The organism is Bradyrhizobium arachidis, from assembly GCF_015291705.1.
Classification (GTDB): Bacteria; Pseudomonadota; Alphaproteobacteria; order Rhizobiales; family Xanthobacteraceae; genus Bradyrhizobium; species Bradyrhizobium arachidis.
The window spans coordinates 547,229-567,399 of sequence record NZ_CP030050.1; the positions used below are offsets into that span (position 1 = coordinate 547,229).

A 20,171-nucleotide genomic window follows, 5' to 3' on the forward strand; every position below is an offset into this window, starting at 1 on the left:
CGGATCGTGCATAGGATAGCCAAATCCCGTCTCGTTTGCACGCTCCTCGCGCGTCCGATGAAGGATAGTCCCTCTCTAGCCGCCATTTGGGAGAACACCATGGGTCCGTTTCCGCACGATGCACCGCCGGCCACAATCACCGCCGACAATCCGATGGGCACCGACGGGTTCGAGTTCGTCGAATATGCGCATCCCAATCCGGAAGAACTGCACGCGTTGTTCAAGTTGATGGGCTATGCGCCCGTCGCGCGCCACCGGACCAAGAAGATCACGGTCTATCGCCAGGGCGACATCAACTATCTCGTCAATGAGGAGCCCGGCACCCACGGCTTCGAGTTCGTCGCCGCCCACGGCCCCTGCGCGCCGTCCATGGCGTTTCGCGTCGTCGATGCCAAGGCGGCCTATGAGCGCGCGATTGCGCTCGGCGCGGAGCAAGCGGATGTGTCGTCGGCGCAGAAGACGCTCGACGTGCCCGCGATCAAGGGCATCGGCGGCAGCCTGCTTTATCTCGTCGATCGCTACGGTGCCAAGGGCTCGGCCTATGATGCCGAGTTCGAATGGCTCGGCGAGCGCGATCCGCGACCCCATGGTGCCGGCCTGTTCTATCTCGACCACCTCACCCACAACGTCCATCGCGGCCGTATGGATGTCTGGGCCGGCTTCTACGAAAAGCTGTTCAACTTCCGCCAGATCCGCTTCTTCGACATCGAGGGCCGCGCCTCCGGCCTGTTCTCGCGGGCGCTGACTAGCCCAGACGGCAAGATCCGGATTCCGATCAACGAGGACGCCGGCGATTCCGGGCAGATCGAGGAATATCTGAAAACCTACCGCGGCGAAGGCATACAGCACATCGCCTGCGGCTGCCGCGAGATCCACGGCACGATCGAAGGCCTGCGCGCCGCCGGCCTGCCCTTCATGCCGTCGCCGCCAGAGACCTATTTCGAGAAGATCGACGCACGCCTGCCCAAGCACGGCGAAGACGTCGTACGGTTGCAGCGGAACGGCATCCTGATCGACGGCGAAGGCGTGGTCGATGGCGGCCAGACCAAGGTGCTGCTGCAGATCTTCTCGGCGAACGCGATCGGCCCGATCTTCTTCGAATTCATCCAGCGCAAGGGCGACGACGGCTTTGGCGAGGGCAATTTCAAGGCCCTGTTCGAGTCGATCGAGGAGGACCAGATCCGGCGCGGGGTGTTGAAGGTGGGTAACGCGGCGTAGGGCGCCGCGTTAGGCGCGAGCTGCGCCTACATCACCGGTGTCGTCCCCGCGAAGGCGGGGACCCATAACCCCAGTGTCGTATAGGGTGGGCAAAGCGGAGCGTGCCCACCACCTTTATCGAATTGCGGAAAGAACGTGGGCACGGCGCTTCGCGCCTTTGCCCACCCTACGCGATCTTTGCCGGGGCTAGACCTATCGCTTCCACGCGGCCGTCACCGCACTGATCTCCGCACCCTCCGGCTCACGCACCGCCGACGGCGTGCGTGAGAATCTCGGCGCGGGCGCAGGCTGCTTCACGCCGTGGCGCTCGAGAAAGACCTCGCGCGCCACCATGTGCGGATGCTGCGTCGCTTCCGACATGGTCAGCACTGGCGCAAAGCAGATGTCGGTGCCTTCCATGATCCTGCACCAGTCCTCGCGCGTCTTGCTCTTGAACACGGCCTTCAGCTTCTCCTTCAGCGCCGGCCAGGCCTTGGGATTCATCTGCGCGTCGAAATCTGCGTCAGTCAGGCCCGCGTGCTCGCGCAGCAGCGCGTAGAACTGCGGCTCGATCGAGCCGATCGAGACGAAGTGGCCGCAGGCGCATTCGTAGACGCCATAGAAATGTGCGCCGCCATCGAGGAAGTTCTGGTTACGCCCTTCGGTCCAGCGGCCGAGCGTCGTCATGTCGAAGAAGAACGACATCAGCGATGCTGCGCCGTCGCACATCGCGGCGTCCACCACCTGTCCCTTGCCGGATTTCTGCGCTTCCAGCAGCGCGGCGAGCACGCCGACGACGAGATAGAGCGCGCCGCCGCCGAAATCGCCGACGAGGTTGAGCGGCGGCACCGGTGCTTCCTTGGTGCCGATCGCGGCGAGCGCGCCGGTGATGGAGATGTAGTTGATGTCATGGCCGGCCGCGTTGGCGAGCGGGCCTTCCTGGCCCCAGCCGGTCATGCGGCCGTAGACGAGTTTTGGATTGCGTGCGAGCACCACATCGGGGCCGAGCCCGAGCCGCTCCATCACGCCAGGACGAAAGCCCTCGACCAGCGCATCGGCGCTGGCGAGCAGGTCGAGCACTTGCGCGATCGCCGCCTTGTCCTTGAGGTCGAGCTCGATCACCTTGCGGCCGCGGCCGGCCACCGACTTCATGCTCTTCCTGGCGCCGACGCGGTCGAGCGTCACGACATCGGCGCCCATGTCGGCCAGCATCATGCAGGCGAACGGGCCGGGCCCGATGCCGGCGAATTCGACGACGCGGAAGCCCGACAGCGGGCCGGAGGTGCGGACGGATGTGTTCTGGGCTGGTTTATCGAGCACGTTTTTGTTTCCTCGGGTCGCGGGCAAATGCCGGTGGTCCGGCAAGCGCCTCCGACGTTGCTCTTGGGGGCGAGTTAATTGGCTGATTAACTTTTCTCGCCTTCACGCCAGCGAGGCAAGCGCTTTTCACGCATGGGCGCATAATAAAAGCGGCGCGCATTTCTGCGCGCCGCGGAAAATTTGTGTCGAGGCGCTAGAGCGCGAGTGTCACCCGGCCGCAGCTACCGCGCGCTGCGCCATCACCTTGACGAGGTTGGCGCGGTACTCCGCCGTGCCGTGGATGTCGGCCAATAGTCCGCTCGCGGGGATGCTGACGCTGTCGAGTGCGGACGGCGACCAGTTCGCCTTCAGCGCGGCTTCGATGGCGCCAACCCGCATCACGCCGCTCTGCGAGGCGCCGGTGGCGGCGACGCGGATCTCGCCGGATTTCGTCTGCGCGACGAACACGGCGGTCAGCGCGAAGCGTGAGGCAGGGTGCCGCATCTTGGCATAGCCCGCTTTCGCCAGAACCGGGAACGACACGGCGGTGATGATCTCGCCGTCTTCAAGTGCCGTGGTGAACAGGCCCTTGAAGAAATCCTCCGCCGCAATCGACCGCTTGTTGGTCTTCACGGTGGCGCCGAGCGCGAGCAATGCGGCCGGGTAATCCGCGGCGGGATCGTTGTTGGCGATCGAGCCGCCGATCGTGCCGCGATACCGCACGGCGGGATCGCCGATCAGCGACGCCAGATAGGCGAGCGCGGGGATCGCCTTCTTCGCGACATCGCTGGTCGCCACATCGTAATGCGGCGTGGCGGCCTTGATGGTCAGCGTGTCGCCGGCGGCCTCGACACCGATCAGCTCCTTGATCTTGCCGAGGTCGATCAGGTCGGAGGGCCCCGCGAGGCGCTGCTTCATCACCGGCAGCAGCGTCTGGCCGCCGGCGAGGAATTTTGCCTCGCTGCCCTTGCCGAACAGACTGGCGGCTTCGTCGACCGAGGAGGCGCGATGATAGGTGGTCTGGTACATGTTCGTTCCTCCCTTAAGCCGCGTGGATCGTGCGCCACACCCGGTCAGGGGTTGCGGGCATTTCCAGATTGTTCTTGCCGATCGCATCCGTAATCGCGTTGATCACGGCCGCGGAGGCGCCGATCGCGCCGGCCTCACCGCAACCCTTGATGCCCAAGGGATTGCCCGGGCACAGCGTCGTGGTGTGGGAGAGGTTGAACGAGGGCAGATCGTCGGCGCGCGGCATGGAGTAATCCATGAACGAGGCCGTGACCGGCTGGCCGTTGGCATCGTAGATGGCGTGCTCGAGCAGCGCCTGCCCGATGCCTTGCGCGAGGCCGCCATGGACCTGGCCTTCGACAATCATCGGGTTGATCAGCCGGCCGAAATCGTCGGCCGCGACGAAGTTGACGAAGGAGGTCTTGCCCGTGCCGGGATCGACCTCGAGCTCGCAGATATAGGCGCCGGCCGGGAAGGTGAAGTTGGTCGGGTCGTAGAAGGCGCTTTCCTTCAGGCCCGGCTCCATCCCGTCAGGCAGGTTGTGCGCGGTGTAGGCCGCAAGCGCGACCATCGGGAAGGCGATCGCCTTGTCGGTGCCGGTCACCTTGAACTCGCCATTCTCGATGACGATGTCGGCTTCCGACGCTTCCAGCGCATGCGCGGCGATCTTCTTGGCCTTGGATTCCATCTTCTCCATGGCCTTCAGGATCGCGGTGAGGCCGACGGCTGCGGAGCGCGAGCCGTAGGTGCCCATGCCGAACTGCACCTTGTCGGTGTCGCCATGCACGATCGAGACCTGGCTGATCGGAACGCCGAGGCGATCGGCGACGAGCTGGCAGAACGTCGTCTCGTGGCCCTGGCCGTGGCTGTGCGAGCCCGTGAGGATCTCGATGGTGCCGACCGGGTTGACGCGCACTTCTGCGGATTCCCACAGGCCGACGCCGGCGCCCAGGCTGCCGACCGCCTTGGACGGCGCGATGCCGCAGGCCTCGATGTAGCAGGACACGCCGATGCCGCGCAGCTTGCCCTGCGACTTTGCTTGCGCCTTGCGCGCGGCAAAGCCGGCATAGTCGATCGCCTTCATCGCCGCATCGAGCGACGCGTTAAAGTCGCCGGTGTCATAGGCCATGATCACAGGCGTCTGGTGCGGGAACTGGGTGATGAAGTTGGTCCGGCGCAACTGGGCCGGATCGACGTTCAGCTGCCGAGCGGCCGTCTCCATCAGACGCTCGATCAGATAGCTCGCCTCGGGGCGGCCAGCGCCGCGATAGGCATCGACCGGCGTGGTGTTGGTGTAGACCCCGATCACCTCGGCGTGGATCGCCGGGATGTTGTACTGGCCCGACAGCAGCGTCGCGTAGAGATAGGTCGGCACTGACGAGGAGAACAGCGACATGTAGGCGCCGAAATTGGCGTAGGTCTTCACCTTCAGGCCGATGATCTTGTTGTTGGCGTCGAACGCCATCTCGGCATGGGTCACATGGTCGCGGCCATGCGCGTCGGTGAGGAAGGCTTCGGTGCGGTCGCCGGTCCATTTCACGGGACGGCCGACTTTCTTCGAGGCCCACAACGCCACCATCTCTTCCGGATAGATGAAGATCTTCGAGCCGAAGCCGCCACCGACGTCGGGGGCGATCACGCGCAGCTTGTGCTCGGGGGCGATGTTGTAGAATGCCGACAGCACGAGGCGGGCGACGTGCGGGTTCTGCGATGTCGTATAAAGAGTGAAGTGCTCCTCCGCCGCGTCATAGTCGGCGATCGCCGCGCGCGGCTCCATCGCGTTCGGCGCGAGGCGGTTGTTGGTGACGTCGAGCTTGACCACGTTGGCAGCCTTCGAGAAGGCGGCGCTGACCGCGCCCTCGTCGCCGATCACCCAGTCATAGACCTGGTTGCCGGGTGCCTCGGGGTGGAGCTGCGGTGCGCCAGCCTTGATGGCCGACTGCATGTCGGCGACGGCCGGTAGCTCTTCGTAGTCCACGACCACGGATTCGGCCGCGTCGCGTGCGAGATTCTTGCTGTCGGCGATCACGACCGCGACGGCCTGGCCGACGAAGCGCACCGTCTCCGGCGCCATCGCCGGCCATGCGCCCATCTTCATCGGGCTGCCGTCCTTGGAGGTGATGGCCCAGCCGCAGATGAGGTTGCCGACCTTGTCGTCGACCAGCTGTTGCCCGGTGAGCACCGCGACCACGCCCGGCATCTTCAGCGCGGCGGACGAGTCGATCTTCCGCACCTTGGCGTGCGCATGCGGACTGCGGATGAAATGGGCATGGGTCATGCCCGTCAGCTTGATATCGTCCACGTACCGGCCCTTGCCGGTAATGAAACGCTTGTCTTCCTTGCGCACGACGCGCGCGCCGATGCCTTCAACACCCATGTCTGGTCCTCCCGACCGGAATTGTTTTCACTGCGCTTTCCCTCGAAAGCAGCAGCGGTGGTTCTTTATTCGAGGCGGGCCGCTTTACTCGGCCGCCTGCGAGACCTTCATGCGTCCGGCTGCATCCAGCACGGCCTTGACGATGTTGTGGTAGCCGGTGCAGCGGCAGATATTGCCTTCGAGCTCTTGGCGGACTGTGGCCTCGTCGAGCTGACCGCCATGGCGGTGCACGATGTCGATCGCCGACATGATCATGCCCGGCGTGCAATAGCCGCACTGCAGGCCGTGATTGTCGCGGAAGGCGGCCTGCATCGGGTGCAGCTCGTCGCCCTTGGCGATGCCTTCGATGGTGGTGACGTTGGCGCCGTCGGCCTGACCCGCCAGCATGGTGCAGGACTTCACCGCACGGCCGTCCATGTGGACGACGCAGGCGCCGCACTGGCTGGTGTCGCAGCCGACATGGGTTCCCGTGAGATTGAGGTGATCGCGCAGCAGATGGACCAGCAGCGTGCGATCCTCGACGTCGACAGCGACGGCCTTGCCGTTCACCGTCAGTTTGACTGTAGACACGGTTGTAGTCCTCCCGGGATGATTTTGATTGTTTCTAATTAGAGACAGCGGCGTCCGGACTTTGCAACTGGGATTTTGGTCGCCCCGGTCATGGAAAGGTCATCGATCCCGCCGTGGCCGCAACGACTTGTGCGGGCGGGTCGGGGATTCTGTGGCCGGGCCGGCTGGCCGCGTGGGATGCCAGCCGTCATCCCACCGGTCGGCCTCTGGCCGATCAAGTTCGCCTTGCGCAGGCGTGCCGAATTTACCGCCCCTTATCGATTCTGCCTTAGTTTTGCGCATCCAGGTCGGGGGGCGGGGCGCCTCCGGATCGCGGCTGAATAGAATAAATGGGGGTTGGAATGTCCGGGCGTATCGCGTCGCCGTCTAAGCGCACAATCTTTCCGACCCTCCGGTTCCGCGCCAAGATCATCCTCGGCTTCGCCGCCGTCCTGGTGATCTCCGCCGGCAGCATGGCCTTCTCCTATTTCGGCTTCGAGCGGGTGTCGGCCGGGGTCGGGTCCTACCGCACCAGCGTTTCGGAGGCGGACCTTGCCCGCAACATCGACCGCGAGCTGCTCGGCTACCGTTCGGCGGTCAAATATTTCGTCGTCACCGGCAAGGAAGACGACGCCAAGGCGACGCTGGACGCTGAAGCCAGCCTGAAGAGCGCCATCGATCAGGCCGTCAAGGGCGCCAAGACGCCGGCGCGGCAGGAGAGCCTCTCCAAGCTGGCCAAGGAGTTTTCGAATTTCTCCGCGACCTTCGCCAAGGTGCTCCAGGCCAAGCGCGACAGTGCGCTGCTGGTGCAGAACCAACTGACGCGCCAAGCGAATCTCCTGAAGTACAAGCTCGACGATATCGGCAACAATGCCTCCGATTCCGAGGCGCAGTCGATCGAGTTCGGCACCAAGCAGGTCAACGCCCAGTTTCAGACCGCGAGCGCCGCGGCCACCAATTTCGTGCTGACGTCCGACCAGGCGATCGCGACCAGCGCGCTGGCGCGGCTGAAATTCGTCGAGAACTCGCTCGGCGCGGTCTATTCCATGGACGACAAGATCGTCGCCGGCCTGAAGGACGCCAAGACCATCCTGGTCGCCTATCGCGAAGCGTTGGAGAAGCTGATCGCCAACGCCAAGTTAGTCGACGAGCTCGTCACCGAGATGAGCGGTTCAGCCGGCGCGATCCTGCAAGGCGCCACCGCCATGAAGGCGGATCTCGTCGCCGAGCAGCAGCGGCTGGATTCGGAATCGGAAGCAACCATCGGGAAGACCGAGCAACTGGTGCTGATGCTGGCCGTCGGCGGCACGCTGCTGGGCGCGGTCCTCGCCTTCCTGCTCGGCACCGGCATCTCGCGTCCGATGATCGCGATGTGCAAGGCGATGCGCGAGCTTGCCTCGGGCAATTTCGACGTCGTCCTGCCCGGGCTGGGGCGCAAGGACGAGATCGGTGAGATGGCGGGCGCCGTGGAAGAATTCAAGGTTCAGGCGGTGGCCAAGGCCGAGCGCGATGCCGCCGCCAGCGAAGCCCAGAACAGGGAGCAGGCGGCCGCACGCCGCTCCGAGCTGATCCACTTTGCCGACGACTTCGAGACCGCGGTCGGCGCCATCGTCTCCAACGTGTCCTCCTCGGCCGTGCAATTGGAATCGGCGGCGTCCACGCTGACCCGGACCGCCGAGACCACGCAGACCCTGTCGAGCCAGGTCGCCGGCGTCTCCGAGCAGGCCTCCAGCAACATGCAGTCGGTCGCGACCGCGACCGAAGAGCTGTCGGCCTCGGTCGAGGAGATCGGCCGCCAGGTCCGCGATTCCAGCCGCATCGCCGAAGCTGCCGTGGTTCAGGCCAAGGAAACCGACGGCCGCATCGGAAAACTCTCGCATGCCGCCCAGCAGATCGGCGAAGTCGTCAAGCTGATCACCGCGATTGCCGAGCAGACCAATCTTCTGGCGCTCAACGCCACGATCGAGGCGGCGCGGGCCGGTGAAGCCGGCCGCGGCTTTGCCGTCGTTGCCAGCGAAGTGAAGTCGCTGGCGAGCCAGACCGCGAAGGCGACCGACGAGATCTCCTCGCACATTGCGGGCATGCAGGGCGCCACCGCCGAATCGGTCGCGGCGATCAAGGAGATCGGCGCCACCATCGGTCAGATCTCGTCGATCTCGACCTCGATCGCGAGCGCCGTCGAGCAGCAGGGCGCCGCGACGCAGGAGATCGCCCGCAGCGTCCAGACCGTGGCACAAGGCACCCAGACCGCGGCCACCGACATCGGCCAGGTCAACCGCGGCGCCGCCGAGACCGGCTCGGCCTCGGAAGAGGTGCTGAACTCGGCCAAGTCGCTCTCATCCGAAAGCACCCGCCTTCGCGCCGAGCTCGACCGCTTCATGGCGAATATCCGCGCGGCGTAAGGCTCTCTATAGCGCCCACCCTCCGCTGTCGTCCCCGCGTTCGAGGGGACGACAGCGGAGTGCGCATTCCTGCGACACCTAACCGCCAGTTGCGGTGGCACAAATTTACCACAGCTTATCCTTTGCCCCGTAACGTGCCGATGAGTCAGGAAGCGGGCTGCTTCCGGACTGCGCCTGGTTTTCCGCGAATGGAATGGGGTGGGGGAATGTCTGCCAAGTCGAAGCCGAGCTCATCGAAGCTGTTCACCTTGCGCTTTCGCGCAAAAATCATCCTCGGCTTCGTGGCGGTGCTGGCCATCCTCGCCGTCAGCATGGCTTTCGCATATTTCGGCTTCGAGCGGATCCAGGGCGCCGTAGCTTCCTACCGGGCTAGCGTATCGGAAGCCGATCTCGCCCGGACCGTGGATCGCGACCTGATCGCCTATCAGGGGCTGGCGCGGGCCTATACGCTGACCGGCGCGGCGGACGACGAGACCGCGGCCAAGGCGGCGGAAGAGAATCTGAGGGGCGCGATCGCCAAGTCGATGGCGGCCACGACCGGAGCCGCGCGCCGCGAGCAGGTCGGCAAGCTCGAGGCCGAGTTCCAGCGCTTCGCCAAGATCTTCAGCGAGATCATCACGCTGACGCGCGAGAACAACAAGATCGCGGCCGACGAGCTCAACAGCGTTGGCAACAAGATTCGCTTCAAGTTCGACGATCTCGCCGACACGGCTGCACTGGCAGGCCTTGCGTCGGTCCAGACCACGGCCAAGGACGTCACCTCGCAATATTTGGCGGTCTCCACCTCGGTGAGCGCCTTCGTCGCCAAGCCGGAGCCGAAGAACGCCGACGGCGTCGTCGCCCGCATCAAGTTCCTGGAGACTCTGCTGGTCTCCATCTATGCCAACGACCAGAAGATCACCGATCGCGTCACCGAGATCGGCAATCTGCTCAAGCAGTATCGCACCTCGTTCTCCAAGCTGACCGACAATGTGAAGATCATCGTCAAGTCGAACGGCGAGATGACCAAGTCGGCGGCGTCGATCCTCAAGCTTTCGGCCGATTTGCGGTCGGACCTGACCGCCGATCAGGAGCGGATCGAGGCGAGCGCCAATGCGACCATCGGCGAGACCGAGCAGTTGATGCTGATGATGGCGCTGGGCGGCCTCGCCGTCGGCGCGGTGCTCGCCCTGATGCTCGGTAATGGCATCTCGCGTCCGATGATCGCGATGTGCAAGGCGATGCGCGAGCTTGCCTCGGGCAATTTCGATGTCGTGCTGCCGGGCCTGGGGCGTAAGGACGAGATCGGCGAGATGGCTAGCGCTGTCGAGGAGTTCAAGGTCCAGGCCGTGGCCAAGGCCGAGCGCGACGCCGCCGCCAGCGAAGCCCAGAACAAGGAGCAGGCAGCGAACCGCCGCTCCGAGCTGATCCGCTTTGCTGATGATTTCGAAAGCGCCGTTGGCGCCATCGTGTCGAACGTCTCGTCTTCCGCAGTGCAGCTGGAATCGGCAGCCTCGACGCTCACCCGTACCGCCGAGACGACGCAGAGCCTGTCGAGCCAGGTTGCCGGCGTCTCCGAGCAGGCCTCTTCGAACATGCAGTCGGTCGCAACCGCGACGGAAGAGCTCTCGGCTTCGGTCGAAGAGATCGGCCGCCAGGTCCGCGACTCCAGCCGGATCGCCGAAGCTGCCGTGGTTCAGGCCAAGGAAACCGACGGCCGCATCGGAAAACTCTCGCATGCCGCCCAGCAGATCGGCGAAGTCGTCAAGCTGATCACCGCGATTGCCGAGCAGACCAATCTTCTGGCGCTCAACGCCACGATCGAGGCGGCGCGGGCCGGTGAAGCCGGCCGCGGCTTTGCCGTCGTTGCCAGCGAAGTGAAGTCGCTGGCGAGCCAGACCGCGAAGGCGACCGACGAGATCTCCTCGCACATTGCGGGCATGCAGGGCGCCACCGCCGAATCGGTCGCGGCGATCAAGGAGATCGGCGCCACCATCGGTCAGATCTCGTCGATCTCGACCTCGATCGCGAGCGCCGTCGAGCAGCAGGGCGCCGCGACGCAGGAGATCGCCCGCAGCGTCCAGACCGTCGCGCAGGGCACCCAGACCGCGGCCACCGACATCGGCCAGGTCAATCGCGGCGCCGCCGAGACCGGCTCGGCCTCGGAAGAGGTGCTGAACTCGGCCAAGTCGCTCTCCAGCGAAAGCACCCGCCTGCGCGCCGAGCTCGACCGCTTCATGGCGAATATCCGCGCGGCGTAAGGCCGCTGTAGCGCCACCCTCCGCTGTCGTCCCCGCGAACGCGGGGACCCATAACCACAGGGAGCGGTTTGGCGAAGACTCGGAGTTACCCGCTCGCCCGATAACCACTCCCTGTGGTTATGGATCCCGGATCGGCGCTCCGCTCCCGACAACGCTACGCGTCGTCGGGAGCTACGCTTGTCCGGGACGACAGCGGAGCGAAGGGCGTAGTCCGAGGGCTCATCCTCACAAACTGTCTCACTCCCTCCCGAACGCCCGCTTCAGCTCCACCTTCGCACGCTCCAGCCGCGAGCGCTGCGTCTTCGGCAGCGTCTTGCCGGCGCGATTGATGTAGAAGGTCAGCATCGACAGCGCCGACCGGTACGCGCCGGTCTTGCGGCGCGAGCTGTGCTCGGCCGATCGCTTCAGGGAGGCCGCGATCTTCTTCGCGCTGGTCAGCTTGAATACGCCCTGTTTGAGGTCGAGCGCGTCGCTCTCTTTTGTCACGCGCTGTGACCAGCGCTTTGGCGCGGCGCGCTTGGTGCTCTTGCGCGCGGTGCTGCGCCGGGCGCTGGTCTTCCGGCGCGCGGTCTTGTGGCCGGCTGTTTTGCGCGAATGTGTCGTCTTTCTGACATGAGCCATGCGTCAACTCCTTGCAGCTCCATCGGAAACGGGCGGTATTGGCGGCCGTTCCCAAGGGAACCTGCCTTCGCCGCAGACGTTGTCGCAGGTGGGTCGAATGCCCCAGCTCCATCATCGCCCCTGTCCACATCCTGTGAACCGGGGCTGCTTTCATTGGTCAGACAACAACGCGATGGAATTGCAGCAGAGCCCAGCGTTGAATTATGGACCTGCGATCTCGGCGGCGGCCGCGACTGAGCGCATCGTCGAGACCAGCATTCCTTCGCGGCTCGACGCGCTGCCGTGGAGCGGCTTTCATACCCGCGTCGTGCTGGCGCTCGGCATCACCTGGATCCTGGATGGGCTCGAGGTGACGCTGGCCGGCGCGCTCTCCGGCGCGCTGAAGCAGAGCCCGGTGCTGCAATTCTCCAATCTCGATCTCGGCATTGCCAACTCCGCCTATCTCGCCGGCGCGGTGCTCGGCGCACTCGGCTTCGGCTGGCTCACCGACCGTATCGGCCGCAAGAAGCTGTTCTTCATCACGCTCGCGCTTTATCTCTCCGCGACGGCCGCGACCGCGCTGTCGTGGGATATCGCGAGCTACGCGGTGTTCCGCTTCCTCACCGGCGCCGGCATCGGCGGCGAATATACCGCGATCAATTCGACGATCCAGGAGCTGGTGCCGGCGCGCTATCGCGGCTGGACTGATTTGGTCATCAACGGCAGCTTCTGGATCGGCGCAGCAATGGGCGCGGTTGCAGCCATCGTCCTGCTCGATCCCGCCGTGATCGGTCCCGATCTCGGCTGGCGCCTCGCCTATCTGATCGGCGCGGCCATCGGCCTCGTCGTGCTCTTGATGCGGATGTGGATCCCGGAAAGTCCGCGCTGGCTGATGATCCATGGCCGGCCTGACCAGGCCCATGCGATCGTCGATGAGATCGAACGCTCGGTGATCGGCCATGACCAGCATGCGAGCGACGGGCGCTTCGCAAAGATCCGGCTGAAGATGCGCGATCACACGCCGATCCGCGAGGTCGTGCACACGCTGTTTTTCGTCTATCGCCAGCGCGCGCTGGTCGGCCTCGTGCTGATGAGCGCGCAGGCGTTCTTCTACAACGCCATCTTCTTCACCTTCGCGCTGGTGCTGACCGATTTCTACGGCATTGGTGCCGAACACGTCGGCTGGTATCTGCTTCCCTTCGCCGCCGGCAACTTCCTCGGCCCGCTGCTGCTCGGCCGCCTGTTCGATACGCTCGGCCGCCGCACCATGATCATGTTCACCTATGGCATGTCGGGCCTGCTGTTGGCGCTGTCGGGCTATCTGTTCTCGATCGGCGCCTTGAGCGCGCAGGGACAGACCATCGCCTGGATGGTGATCTTCTTCTTCGCTTCGCCCGCCGCGAGCGCGGCCTATCTTACCGTCAGCGAGACGTTTCCGCTCGAAGTCCGCGCGCTGGCGATCGCGGTGTTCTATGCGGTCGGCACCGGCATCGGCGGCGTGATCGGGCCGGCGCTGTTCGGCGCGCTGATCGACACGGGATCGCGCACGAGCGTGTTCGCCGGCTATCTGCTGGGATCGTTCCTGATGATCGCGGCCGCGATCGTGGCGTGGCGCTATGCCGTCTCCGCGGAACGCAAATCGCTCGAACAAATTGCGCGGCCGCTCGCCTTCATGGAGTAGACTATGACATCAGAACTCGCTGAACTGGATCAGATGCGCGCCATGGCCGATGATGAAGCTCCCGACGCCGTGCCGGTGCCGCATGCGCTCGTGCCGCATCTCGGCGAAACCGCGATCCTGCTCGACATCGACGGCACGCTGCTCGACCTGATGCCGACGCCGCGCGAGGTGTGGGTGCCGCCGGGCCTGTCGGAGACGCTCAAAGCGCTGGTGGAGCGCACCTCCGGCGCGCTGGCGCTGGTCAGCGGCCGATCGCTCAACGACATCGACCTGATCTTCGCGCCGGATGTTTTCCGCGCCGTTGCCGGTCACGGCGCCGAGATGCGGCTGTCGGTCGACAGCGAAGCGGACGACGTGCACGCACCGCCGCTGGACAAGGAGCTGAAGCGGCGGCTCGCTGCGATCGCCAAGCTCAGCCCCGGCATCCTGCTCGAGGACAAGGGCTATTCGCTGGCACTGCATTACCGCCTTGCGCCGCATGCGGAGAAGGCGATCTACGAATCCGTCTCGCTGATCCGCGCCGACCTGCCCAATGCGCCGATCGAGGTGCTGCCCGGCAAGTTCGTCTGCGAGATCAAGCATTCGGGCTTCACCAAGGCGAGCGGCGTGCGCGAGCTGATGAAGCACGAGCCCTTCAAGGGACGCCGCCCGATCTTCATCGGCGACGACGTCACGGATGAAACCGTGTTCGCGATCATGCCCGATATGAATGGCCTCGCCTTCTCGGTCGGCCGCCGCGCCATCGGCGTCAACGGCCACTTCGACGCGCCGAGCGACGTGCGCGCGTTCCTCGCGCACCTGCTCGACCCGAAAGCATGATCCGGACCCGAAGGGCCGCGTTGGCGCAAAGTGTCGATCGGTTTTCCGAAAGCATCATGCTCAAAATTACCTAAAGCGCGAACGCGCTTTAGGTAAAACCAAGGCAACGCCACGTCACCGACACAATAAACCCGGCGCGGTATCATTGCGCGCCGGAATGCCTGCTGCGCGATCAGTCGCAAATACTGTCTTTGCAGTGGAATTTCAGGTTCCGCAAGGAAAACCAGTTCCAACGCGCATGCCCGATTTTGGTTTCAATCCGAAGAAATCATGACAGGAACCATATTGATGAACGGCAGTTAAACGGGGTGGAATGAACAGGAGGGGACGACCTGTGAACTTGGTTGTCGTTTCAAATCGTGTCGCGCGCGGCAAGCCCAACGAGCCCATGACGGGCGGCTTGGCGGCCGCGTTGCTTCCAGTTGTTGAACATTCAGGAGCGATCTGGGTGGGTTCCTCCGGCCGCGTGCGCGACGGCCATCAGAAGGAACCGTTTGCCGAGATCGAGGCGCTGGGTTCCGGCGCGATTGCGACGCTGGATCTGCCGGCGGCGCACTACGGCGGCTATTACGAAGGTTTTGCCAATTCGGCGCTGTGGCCGGCGCTGCATTCGCGCAGCGATCTGATCCGCGTCTCGCGCGACGACTATGTCAGCTATCGCGAGGTCAACGCCTTCATGGCGCGCGCCTTGATGCGCTTCCGCAAACCCAAGACCGCGTTCTGGGTGCAGGACTATCATTTCCTCGCGCTCGGCGCGGAGCTGCGCGATCTTTCGGTCGACGATCCGATCGGCTTTTTCCTGCATACGCCGTGGCCGGTCGCCGCGGTGATGCAGGGCGTGCCGCATCATCGCGAGCTGATCACGGCGATGCTGGCCTACGATCTCATCGGCTTCCAGACCGAGGAGGATCGCCAGAACTTCCTCTCCTATGTCGGCGGTGAGCTCGGCCTCGCCGTCGAGGATGGTATCGTGCTTTCGCAGCACGGCCGCACCCGCTGCGAGGTCTTCCCGATCGGTATCGATGCGGAGAAGTTCGCAGCCTATGCCGCGAAGTCAGCGTCGCATCCGGATGTCTCGCGGCTGCGCCGCAGCCTCAACGGCGAGCGGCTTGCGATCGGCGTCGACCGGCTCGACTATTCCAAGGGCCTCGTCAACCGCATCAGCGCGTTCGATCGGCTCTGGACCGAGCAGCCGCAGTTTTCGCGCAGCATCTCGCTGCTCCAGATCGCCAACCCCTCGCGCGGCGGCATCGAGGCCTATGGCAATCTCCAGAACGAGGTCGCGCGCCTCGTCACCGACGTCAACGGCCGCCATGGCGAGGTCGACTGGACGCCGATCCGTTATCTGAACAAGGGCTTCAGCCAGGCCGTGCTCGCCGGTCTCTACCGCACCGCGCAGGTCGGCGTGGTGACGCCGCTGCATGACGGCATGAACCTGGTTGCCAAGGAATACGTCGCCGCGCAAAACCCGGCCGATCCCGGTGTGCTGGTGCTGTCGAAATTCGCCGGCGCCGCCAACGAGCTCGACACCGCGCTCTTGGTCAATCCGCACGACATCGACGGCATGGCGCGCGCCATCGCTGTCGCCGCCGCGATGCCGCTCACCGAGCGCAAGATGCGCTGGGACGCGATGATGAAAAAGCTGCGCGGCCACACCATCCAGCAATGGTCGGCAGACTTCGTCGCCGAGCTCGAGAAGTGCCGGACCGAGAAGGCCGCAGTCGCCCCGCTTGTCTCCCAGCCGCCGCAGGCGCTGCGCTGGCTGAAGTCGGCGATCTCGGGCGTGCGGCTGATTTAGCCTCTCCTCCCTCTCCCCGTTCTTACGGGGAGCAGGTCGGGGGTGAGGGGCCTCTCTCCACATGTGAGATCCATCGAGAGACCTGTATCCCCTCACCCGGATCGCAAAGGCGAGCCGACCTCTCCCCGCAAGCGGGGAGAGGTGAAGACGAAAACCTCAATAACAATACGACACGCCATCCAGGATCGCGCATTGCCGCTTGTTCGGCGCGTTGGGATCATCCAGCGGCACCATGCCCTTGCCCTGGCCGACGAACACGCCGGGGCCGACATGGATCGAGCTCTTGTTGCCGATGATCACGCTCTGATGCGGCGTCGAGCTCGAGCGCGTCCCGTCCGGCCAGAGGATGGCGTTGCCCGACAGGATGCCGCGCCGCCCGTCGTCGCAGCTGACGTCCACGCCCTGCCGGGTGCAGACTTGGGCGAGCGCCGGTGCGGCGAGCGCGGAGCCAAGGGCCGAAATCAGGCTCAGCGCGGCGATGGTCTTGCGGATGGTCATGGCGTCCCCGGTGGTCATTGGTGGGCTCAGGTGAATCGTCGCGCCAAACCCGCCGCCGGTTCAGCCCATCGGCGGTTCCGAGCGGTCTCGTGACACGCGATATTCTCTTGCAAACACAATATGTTGCGGAAAAATCATCCGATTTTCCCGCGATCCCTTGCAAAATCATCGGCGCCCCTTCAAGAGAGGGCGCTCCGGAGAGATGGCCGAGTGGCTTAAGGCGCACGCTTGGAAAGCGTGTGTGCGGGAAACCGTACCGTGGGTTCGAATCCCACTCTCTCCGCCAGTCCCCATCGAAATGTAAGGTGGATCTCTGTTTTCGACGGTCGACCCCCCGATTGCTTCCGGGTGCGACAGGGGTTGGAAAGCGAGATCCTTTCCGAATTCGGTCGAGATCCGCGCTTGACTGCGTTCGCTGGCAGAACTCGAGCCTGCAACCGCGGGTCGGTGTTGAGCAGCTAAATGCTGAGTTTACGGGCCGTCCGGGGGGTGAGTGTGGCTCCGAAGCGAGTGCGGCGTGCATCCAGCGCGGACCGGTGCGCTGTCGTTACCGGTGGCGCCTGCTCCGACAGCGCCCGGCGCGGTGCCGAAACGCCGGCGAAAGCCGCGCGCAAAGTGCGTGTAGTCGCGAAAGCCGCAGGCGTAGGCAATATCGCTGAGAGGCTGACCTGTCTTCATCAACGCGCGGCGTTCGATCAGACGCGCTGCATGATCCAGACGGGCCGAACAGATGTGGTGACCGCATGTCGACCCGCGGGCCGTGAACAGCTTCTGCAAATAGCGCAGTGAAATTCCCGCCTCGGCAGCCACCTCGCGCGGAGAAATGTCCGGATCGGCAAAGCGGTCCTTGATGATGCTGCAGACGCGCATAAACAGCTTGTCGTTGTGGCGCGAGCCAAGCGGGGCGGGCGGTGCAAACAGTGCGCCGAGGAGATCGTAGACCACCAGATGCATAAATTTATCGGTCGACGCGAACGCTGGTTCTGCATTGCCGACCAGGTCAAGAGCGAGTTGACAGAGTAGACGCGACGCTTGGGCCTGCCGAGGACCGCACGCGCCACCTTGCGGTTCGAAGCCGAGATGCGACGCCAGGCTCTGGCGCGGCACTTGCAAACCAAGCCATTGCGCGCTGTCCTGGGCCGGCGAGATGAATGTCACGGGTCTTGTGGAATCGAGCAGGATGACATCGCCAGCAGTGATATTTACGACCCGGTCGTTGTGAATGATGGTCGATTCGCCGGTATCCTGAACCGTGACGAAATAGTACTCCATATTATCGCGGCGAATGTCCAATTCCGTCCGCTCTAGACGGCTAGCGTTGCAGATGAGATCCACTGCAGCAAATCCGAAGACGCGCCGCGTGCGCACCTTGCTGGCGAAGATGTTGGTTTCGTGAGCAGGAGTAAACCATCCCCAATCGTCGCGCATTGCAGCTCGGAAACCGTCATAATCCAATTCTGGAGCGCTGAGAAAATCGTCGTTCGGGTGCATCATCGCCTCCGCGGGTCTGGCTAAGCCTAATCGCACGCTTTGTAACGGCCTGCGCCGAAACCATGGGCAGACGTTGATCAAGCTAGTGTGGCCCAAGACGCCTCCTGCTCAACTCTGCGTCACGCCAAATCACGCCCGCGAGATCGCGTCGGCATTGCCGCGAGGCACGCCAGGCGGTGCGCGCCAGTACGGACGATTGGGCGCGATCGCCTCACGACACCTGAGGTCCAGCCGCCTAGATTCCGATCCTCGTAGTCATGCCTTGACGAGAATCGGAGACAACAATGATTACATTGGTTGAGAATACAAAGACGCTAACGGGAGACCGGGCGCTTGTGACCGAGCAGGCAACGCAAAACGAGTCCGATCCTGCCTTGGGAGTTGCGCGGCCCGGGATTCCGGTTCCGCTTCATTGTTTGCCAGTGACGGATGCCACAGTTCTCGAACTGTACGAGTATGTCTTTGCGCCTTGGGTGAAACTGCTCGGCCTTCGTCAGTTCAAGGTCTACCCGGGCATCGTGTCCGCGATGCTTCCGCAAAATGATGCGCTCAAATTGTCAAGCGGTGCGGTGTGTGGTCAGGCAATCATGGCGGCCATTGACTCGGTTGCGTCACTGTCTGTGGGCACGACGGGGCGCATCACCAAAGGCACCGTGTATCAGCACACTCACTTCCTGCGTCCAGCCGTCAACGACGACTATCAGGTAAGAGCGGAAGTATTGCGCTTCGGCAAAGCTTCGGCCTTCACGGAAACCCGCGTTTCGTTTGCGTCCACGGGAAGGTTGGTTGCACACGCCAGCCTGGAATTCGCCTTCTGACTCGCATCCAGGGCTTCACCACCCCAACGCGCCGCTCCCGAGGTCTGTTCAAGCTCGTTCCCGGACATCCCGGTCGCGGTACTCCGCCAGTTCCTGACCAGCCATACCGGCTGATCATCTCGCATTGACCCGCAACCCTCGTCACCGGAGGCAAACCATGACCAGCACTATTCTCATCACCGGCACATCGAGCGGCTTTGTCCTCGGCCGGGTGACGTTCCCCTTCGTCGGCATCTACGGCGCGAGCAAGATGGCGATCGAAGCTTTGACCGACAGTATTCGGTTGGAGGTCTCCCAACTCGGCGTAGACGTGGTGGAAGTTCAGCCTGGCGCTTATCCGACAAGCCTGTACGCGAGCATCCAGAGGCCTGCCGACGGCGACATCACGAAGTCCTACGGCGAGGTCGGCCAGATTCCCGACGCCATTTACAAGACCTTCACGTCAATGTTGCAGGGAAAGGACGCTCCGAAGCCTCACGACATTGCCGAGGCCGTCGCCAGGCTCGTCGGCCAGGCGAAGGGCAGTCGTGCCGCTCGGACGGTGGTGGGCACATCGTTCGGTGCCGACAAGATCAATGCCGACATCGCCCCCGTCCAGAAGGCCGTCGTCGACGGTCTGGGCCTCGGGCATCTCGAAGCACTCGCATGATGGAGCGTTCCGGGTCGGCGACTGCCGTCGACCCGTCCTCATGCGGCGGCACGATGACGGGCGCGCCGTGCCGGGAATAGGCCCGCGAGGGAATGAAGAAGCCAGGACGAATATCGCCAAAGCTTAGCGAGGAGAACTCAAATGCCTCTGTGGCATATCTACTGTCCGGAAAATGCGTACTCGGCCAAGGACAAGTGCGCGCTTGCGACGCGTATCACGGACCTCTACGCGGATGTCGGCCTGCCCCGGTTCTATGCAAGCGTTGTCTTTCACGAATTGCCAAGGAACTCGTTCTTTATCGGCGGAAAGGCAACGAACGATTTTGTCAGGATCTGGATTGATCAGATTGCTCGAGCAACTGCTCCCGAGCGGCGAGCGTGGTGGCTGGAGCGCGTCAACACTGCGCTCAATTCCTTCACACGCGAGCGGGGTTATCGCTGGGAGATCCACATTGACGAAACGCCAATCGATTTCTGGACCATCCAGGGAATGAAGCCGCCTGACCCCTATTCCGAGGCTGAAAAGCTCTGGGTCCAAGAGGACCGCCCGTCAGCCTATACCTGAATGTCGGCGCAACCTTCAGCGAGTTGAGCACGGCGACCCCGACGCTCTACGCGAGGCCAGGAAGAAAAGCTGGACCATCATCAGCGTGAAGAACGACTGGAAGAACATTTTTTCGTTCCAGTAGCTGATGACCGAGTTGGCGGCGCGATGTGGCCGTGAACGGTGCGTGCCAGTACCGGCG

Annotated in this window: 16 protein-coding genes and 1 tRNA gene; 10 read left to right on the plus strand and 7 right to left on the minus strand. The window is 63.9% G+C overall.

Features of this window, described 5'->3' with window-relative positions; genetic code table 11:
* Window positions 1-99 precede the first annotated feature (99 nt).
* Window positions 100-1,218, plus strand: coding sequence for a 4-hydroxyphenylpyruvate dioxygenase (gene hppD / locus WN72_RS02575; protein ID WP_092219437.1), 1,119 nt, complete (start codon window positions 100-102; stop codon window positions 1,216-1,218).
* A gap of 192 nt (window positions 1,219-1,410) precedes the next feature.
* Here hppD and WN72_RS02580 read toward each other — a convergent pair whose 3' ends face one another.
* The 4 genes from WN72_RS02580 to WN72_RS02595 form a co-directional block, all read right to left on the minus strand.
* Complete coding sequence (locus tag WN72_RS02580; protein WP_027563546.1) at window positions 1,411-2,517, minus strand: CaiB/BaiF CoA transferase family protein; 1,107 nt, start codon at window positions 2,515-2,517, stop codon at window positions 1,411-1,413.
* A gap of 207 nt (window positions 2,518-2,724) precedes the next feature.
* Window positions 2,725-3,525: an FAD binding domain-containing protein gene (locus WN72_RS02585; RefSeq protein ID WP_092219435.1), complete on the minus strand. Its 801-nt coding sequence runs from the start codon at window positions 3,523-3,525 to the stop codon at window positions 2,725-2,727.
* 13 nt (window positions 3,526-3,538) lie between these two features.
* The gene (locus WN72_RS02590) at window positions 3,539-5,881 is read right to left on the minus strand and encodes a xanthine dehydrogenase family protein molybdopterin-binding subunit (protein ID WP_027563544.1); all 2,343 of its coding nucleotides are present in this window, start codon (window positions 5,879-5,881) and stop codon (window positions 3,539-3,541) included.
* 84 nt (window positions 5,882-5,965) lie between these two features.
* Window positions 5,966-6,451: a (2Fe-2S)-binding protein gene (locus tag WN72_RS02595; protein ID WP_027563543.1), complete on the minus strand. Its 486-nt coding sequence runs from the start codon at window positions 6,449-6,451 to the stop codon at window positions 5,966-5,968.
* A gap of 341 nt (window positions 6,452-6,792) precedes the next feature.
* Between WN72_RS02595 and WN72_RS02600 the strand changes: the two genes are divergently transcribed.
* Together WN72_RS02600 and WN72_RS02605 are read left to right on the plus strand one after the other, a co-directional pair.
* Entirely contained in the window at window positions 6,793-8,832 is a 2,040-nt protein-coding gene (locus WN72_RS02600; protein ID WP_194482976.1) for a methyl-accepting chemotaxis protein, read from the plus strand.
* 206 nt (window positions 8,833-9,038) lie between these two features.
* Window positions 9,039-11,072, plus strand: a complete 2,034-nt coding sequence (locus WN72_RS02605) for a methyl-accepting chemotaxis protein (RefSeq protein ID WP_245003223.1) — start codon at window positions 9,039-9,041, stop codon at window positions 11,070-11,072.
* 237 nt (window positions 11,073-11,309) lie between these two features.
* On the opposite strand, the gene WN72_RS02610 is transcribed toward WN72_RS02605, so the two are convergent.
* The gene (locus WN72_RS02610; protein ID WP_092218474.1) at window positions 11,310-11,693 is read right to left on the minus strand and encodes a DUF3175 domain-containing protein; all 384 of its coding nucleotides are present in this window, start codon (window positions 11,691-11,693) and stop codon (window positions 11,310-11,312) included.
* 172 nt (window positions 11,694-11,865) lie between these two features.
* On the opposite strand from WN72_RS02610, the gene WN72_RS02615 reads away from it, so the two are divergent.
* From WN72_RS02615 to WN72_RS02625, 3 genes are all read left to right on the plus strand, one after another.
* Complete coding sequence (locus WN72_RS02615; RefSeq protein WP_092218475.1) at window positions 11,866-13,353, plus strand: MFS transporter; 1,488 nt, start codon at window positions 11,866-11,868, stop codon at window positions 13,351-13,353.
* Window positions 13,354-13,356: 3 nt separating this feature from the next.
* Window positions 13,357-14,172 carry a trehalose-phosphatase gene (gene otsB / locus WN72_RS02620; protein ID WP_092218476.1) on the plus strand — a complete coding sequence of 272 codons (816 nt, stop codon included), beginning with the start codon at window positions 13,357-13,359 and terminating at the stop codon, window positions 14,170-14,172.
* A gap of 334 nt (window positions 14,173-14,506) precedes the next feature.
* Window positions 14,507-15,970: a trehalose-6-phosphate synthase gene (locus WN72_RS02625; RefSeq protein WP_027563537.1), complete on the plus strand. Its 1,464-nt coding sequence runs from the start codon at window positions 14,507-14,509 to the stop codon at window positions 15,968-15,970.
* Window positions 15,971-16,126: 156 nt separating this feature from the next.
* On the opposite strand, the gene WN72_RS02630 is transcribed toward WN72_RS02625, so the two are convergent.
* Entirely contained in the window at window positions 16,127-16,468 is a 342-nt protein-coding gene (locus WN72_RS02630; RefSeq protein ID WP_092218520.1) for a hypothetical protein, read from the minus strand.
* Between the two features lie 196 nt (window positions 16,469-16,664).
* On the opposite strand from WN72_RS02630, the gene WN72_RS02635 reads away from it, so the two are divergent.
* Window positions 16,665-16,754, plus strand: a tRNA-Ser gene (locus tag WN72_RS02635).
* A gap of 185 nt (window positions 16,755-16,939) precedes the next feature.
* Here the strand turns inward: WN72_RS02635 and WN72_RS02640 are convergent.
* Complete coding sequence (locus WN72_RS02640) at window positions 16,940-17,959, minus strand: helix-turn-helix domain-containing protein (RefSeq protein WP_167381061.1); 1,020 nt, start codon at window positions 17,957-17,959, stop codon at window positions 16,940-16,942.
* A gap of 284 nt (window positions 17,960-18,243) precedes the next feature.
* On the opposite strand from WN72_RS02640, the gene WN72_RS02645 reads away from it, so the two are divergent.
* The 3 genes from WN72_RS02645 (at window position 18,244) to WN72_RS02655 (ending at window position 19,990) form a co-directional block, all read left to right on the plus strand.
* Entirely contained in the window at window positions 18,244-18,777 is a 534-nt protein-coding gene (locus WN72_RS02645) for a PaaI family thioesterase (protein WP_092218478.1), read from the plus strand.
* 157 nt (window positions 18,778-18,934) lie between these two features.
* The gene (locus tag WN72_RS02650) at window positions 18,935-19,426 is read left to right on the plus strand and encodes an SDR family NAD(P)-dependent oxidoreductase (protein ID WP_092218479.1); all 492 of its coding nucleotides are present in this window, start codon (window positions 18,935-18,937) and stop codon (window positions 19,424-19,426) included.
* Window positions 19,427-19,567: 141 nt separating this feature from the next.
* Window positions 19,568-19,990 (plus strand): tautomerase family protein, encoded by a 423-nt coding sequence (locus WN72_RS02655; RefSeq protein ID WP_027563515.1) that lies wholly within the window; start codon window positions 19,568-19,570, stop codon window positions 19,988-19,990.
* Window positions 19,991-20,171 lie beyond the last annotated feature (181 nt).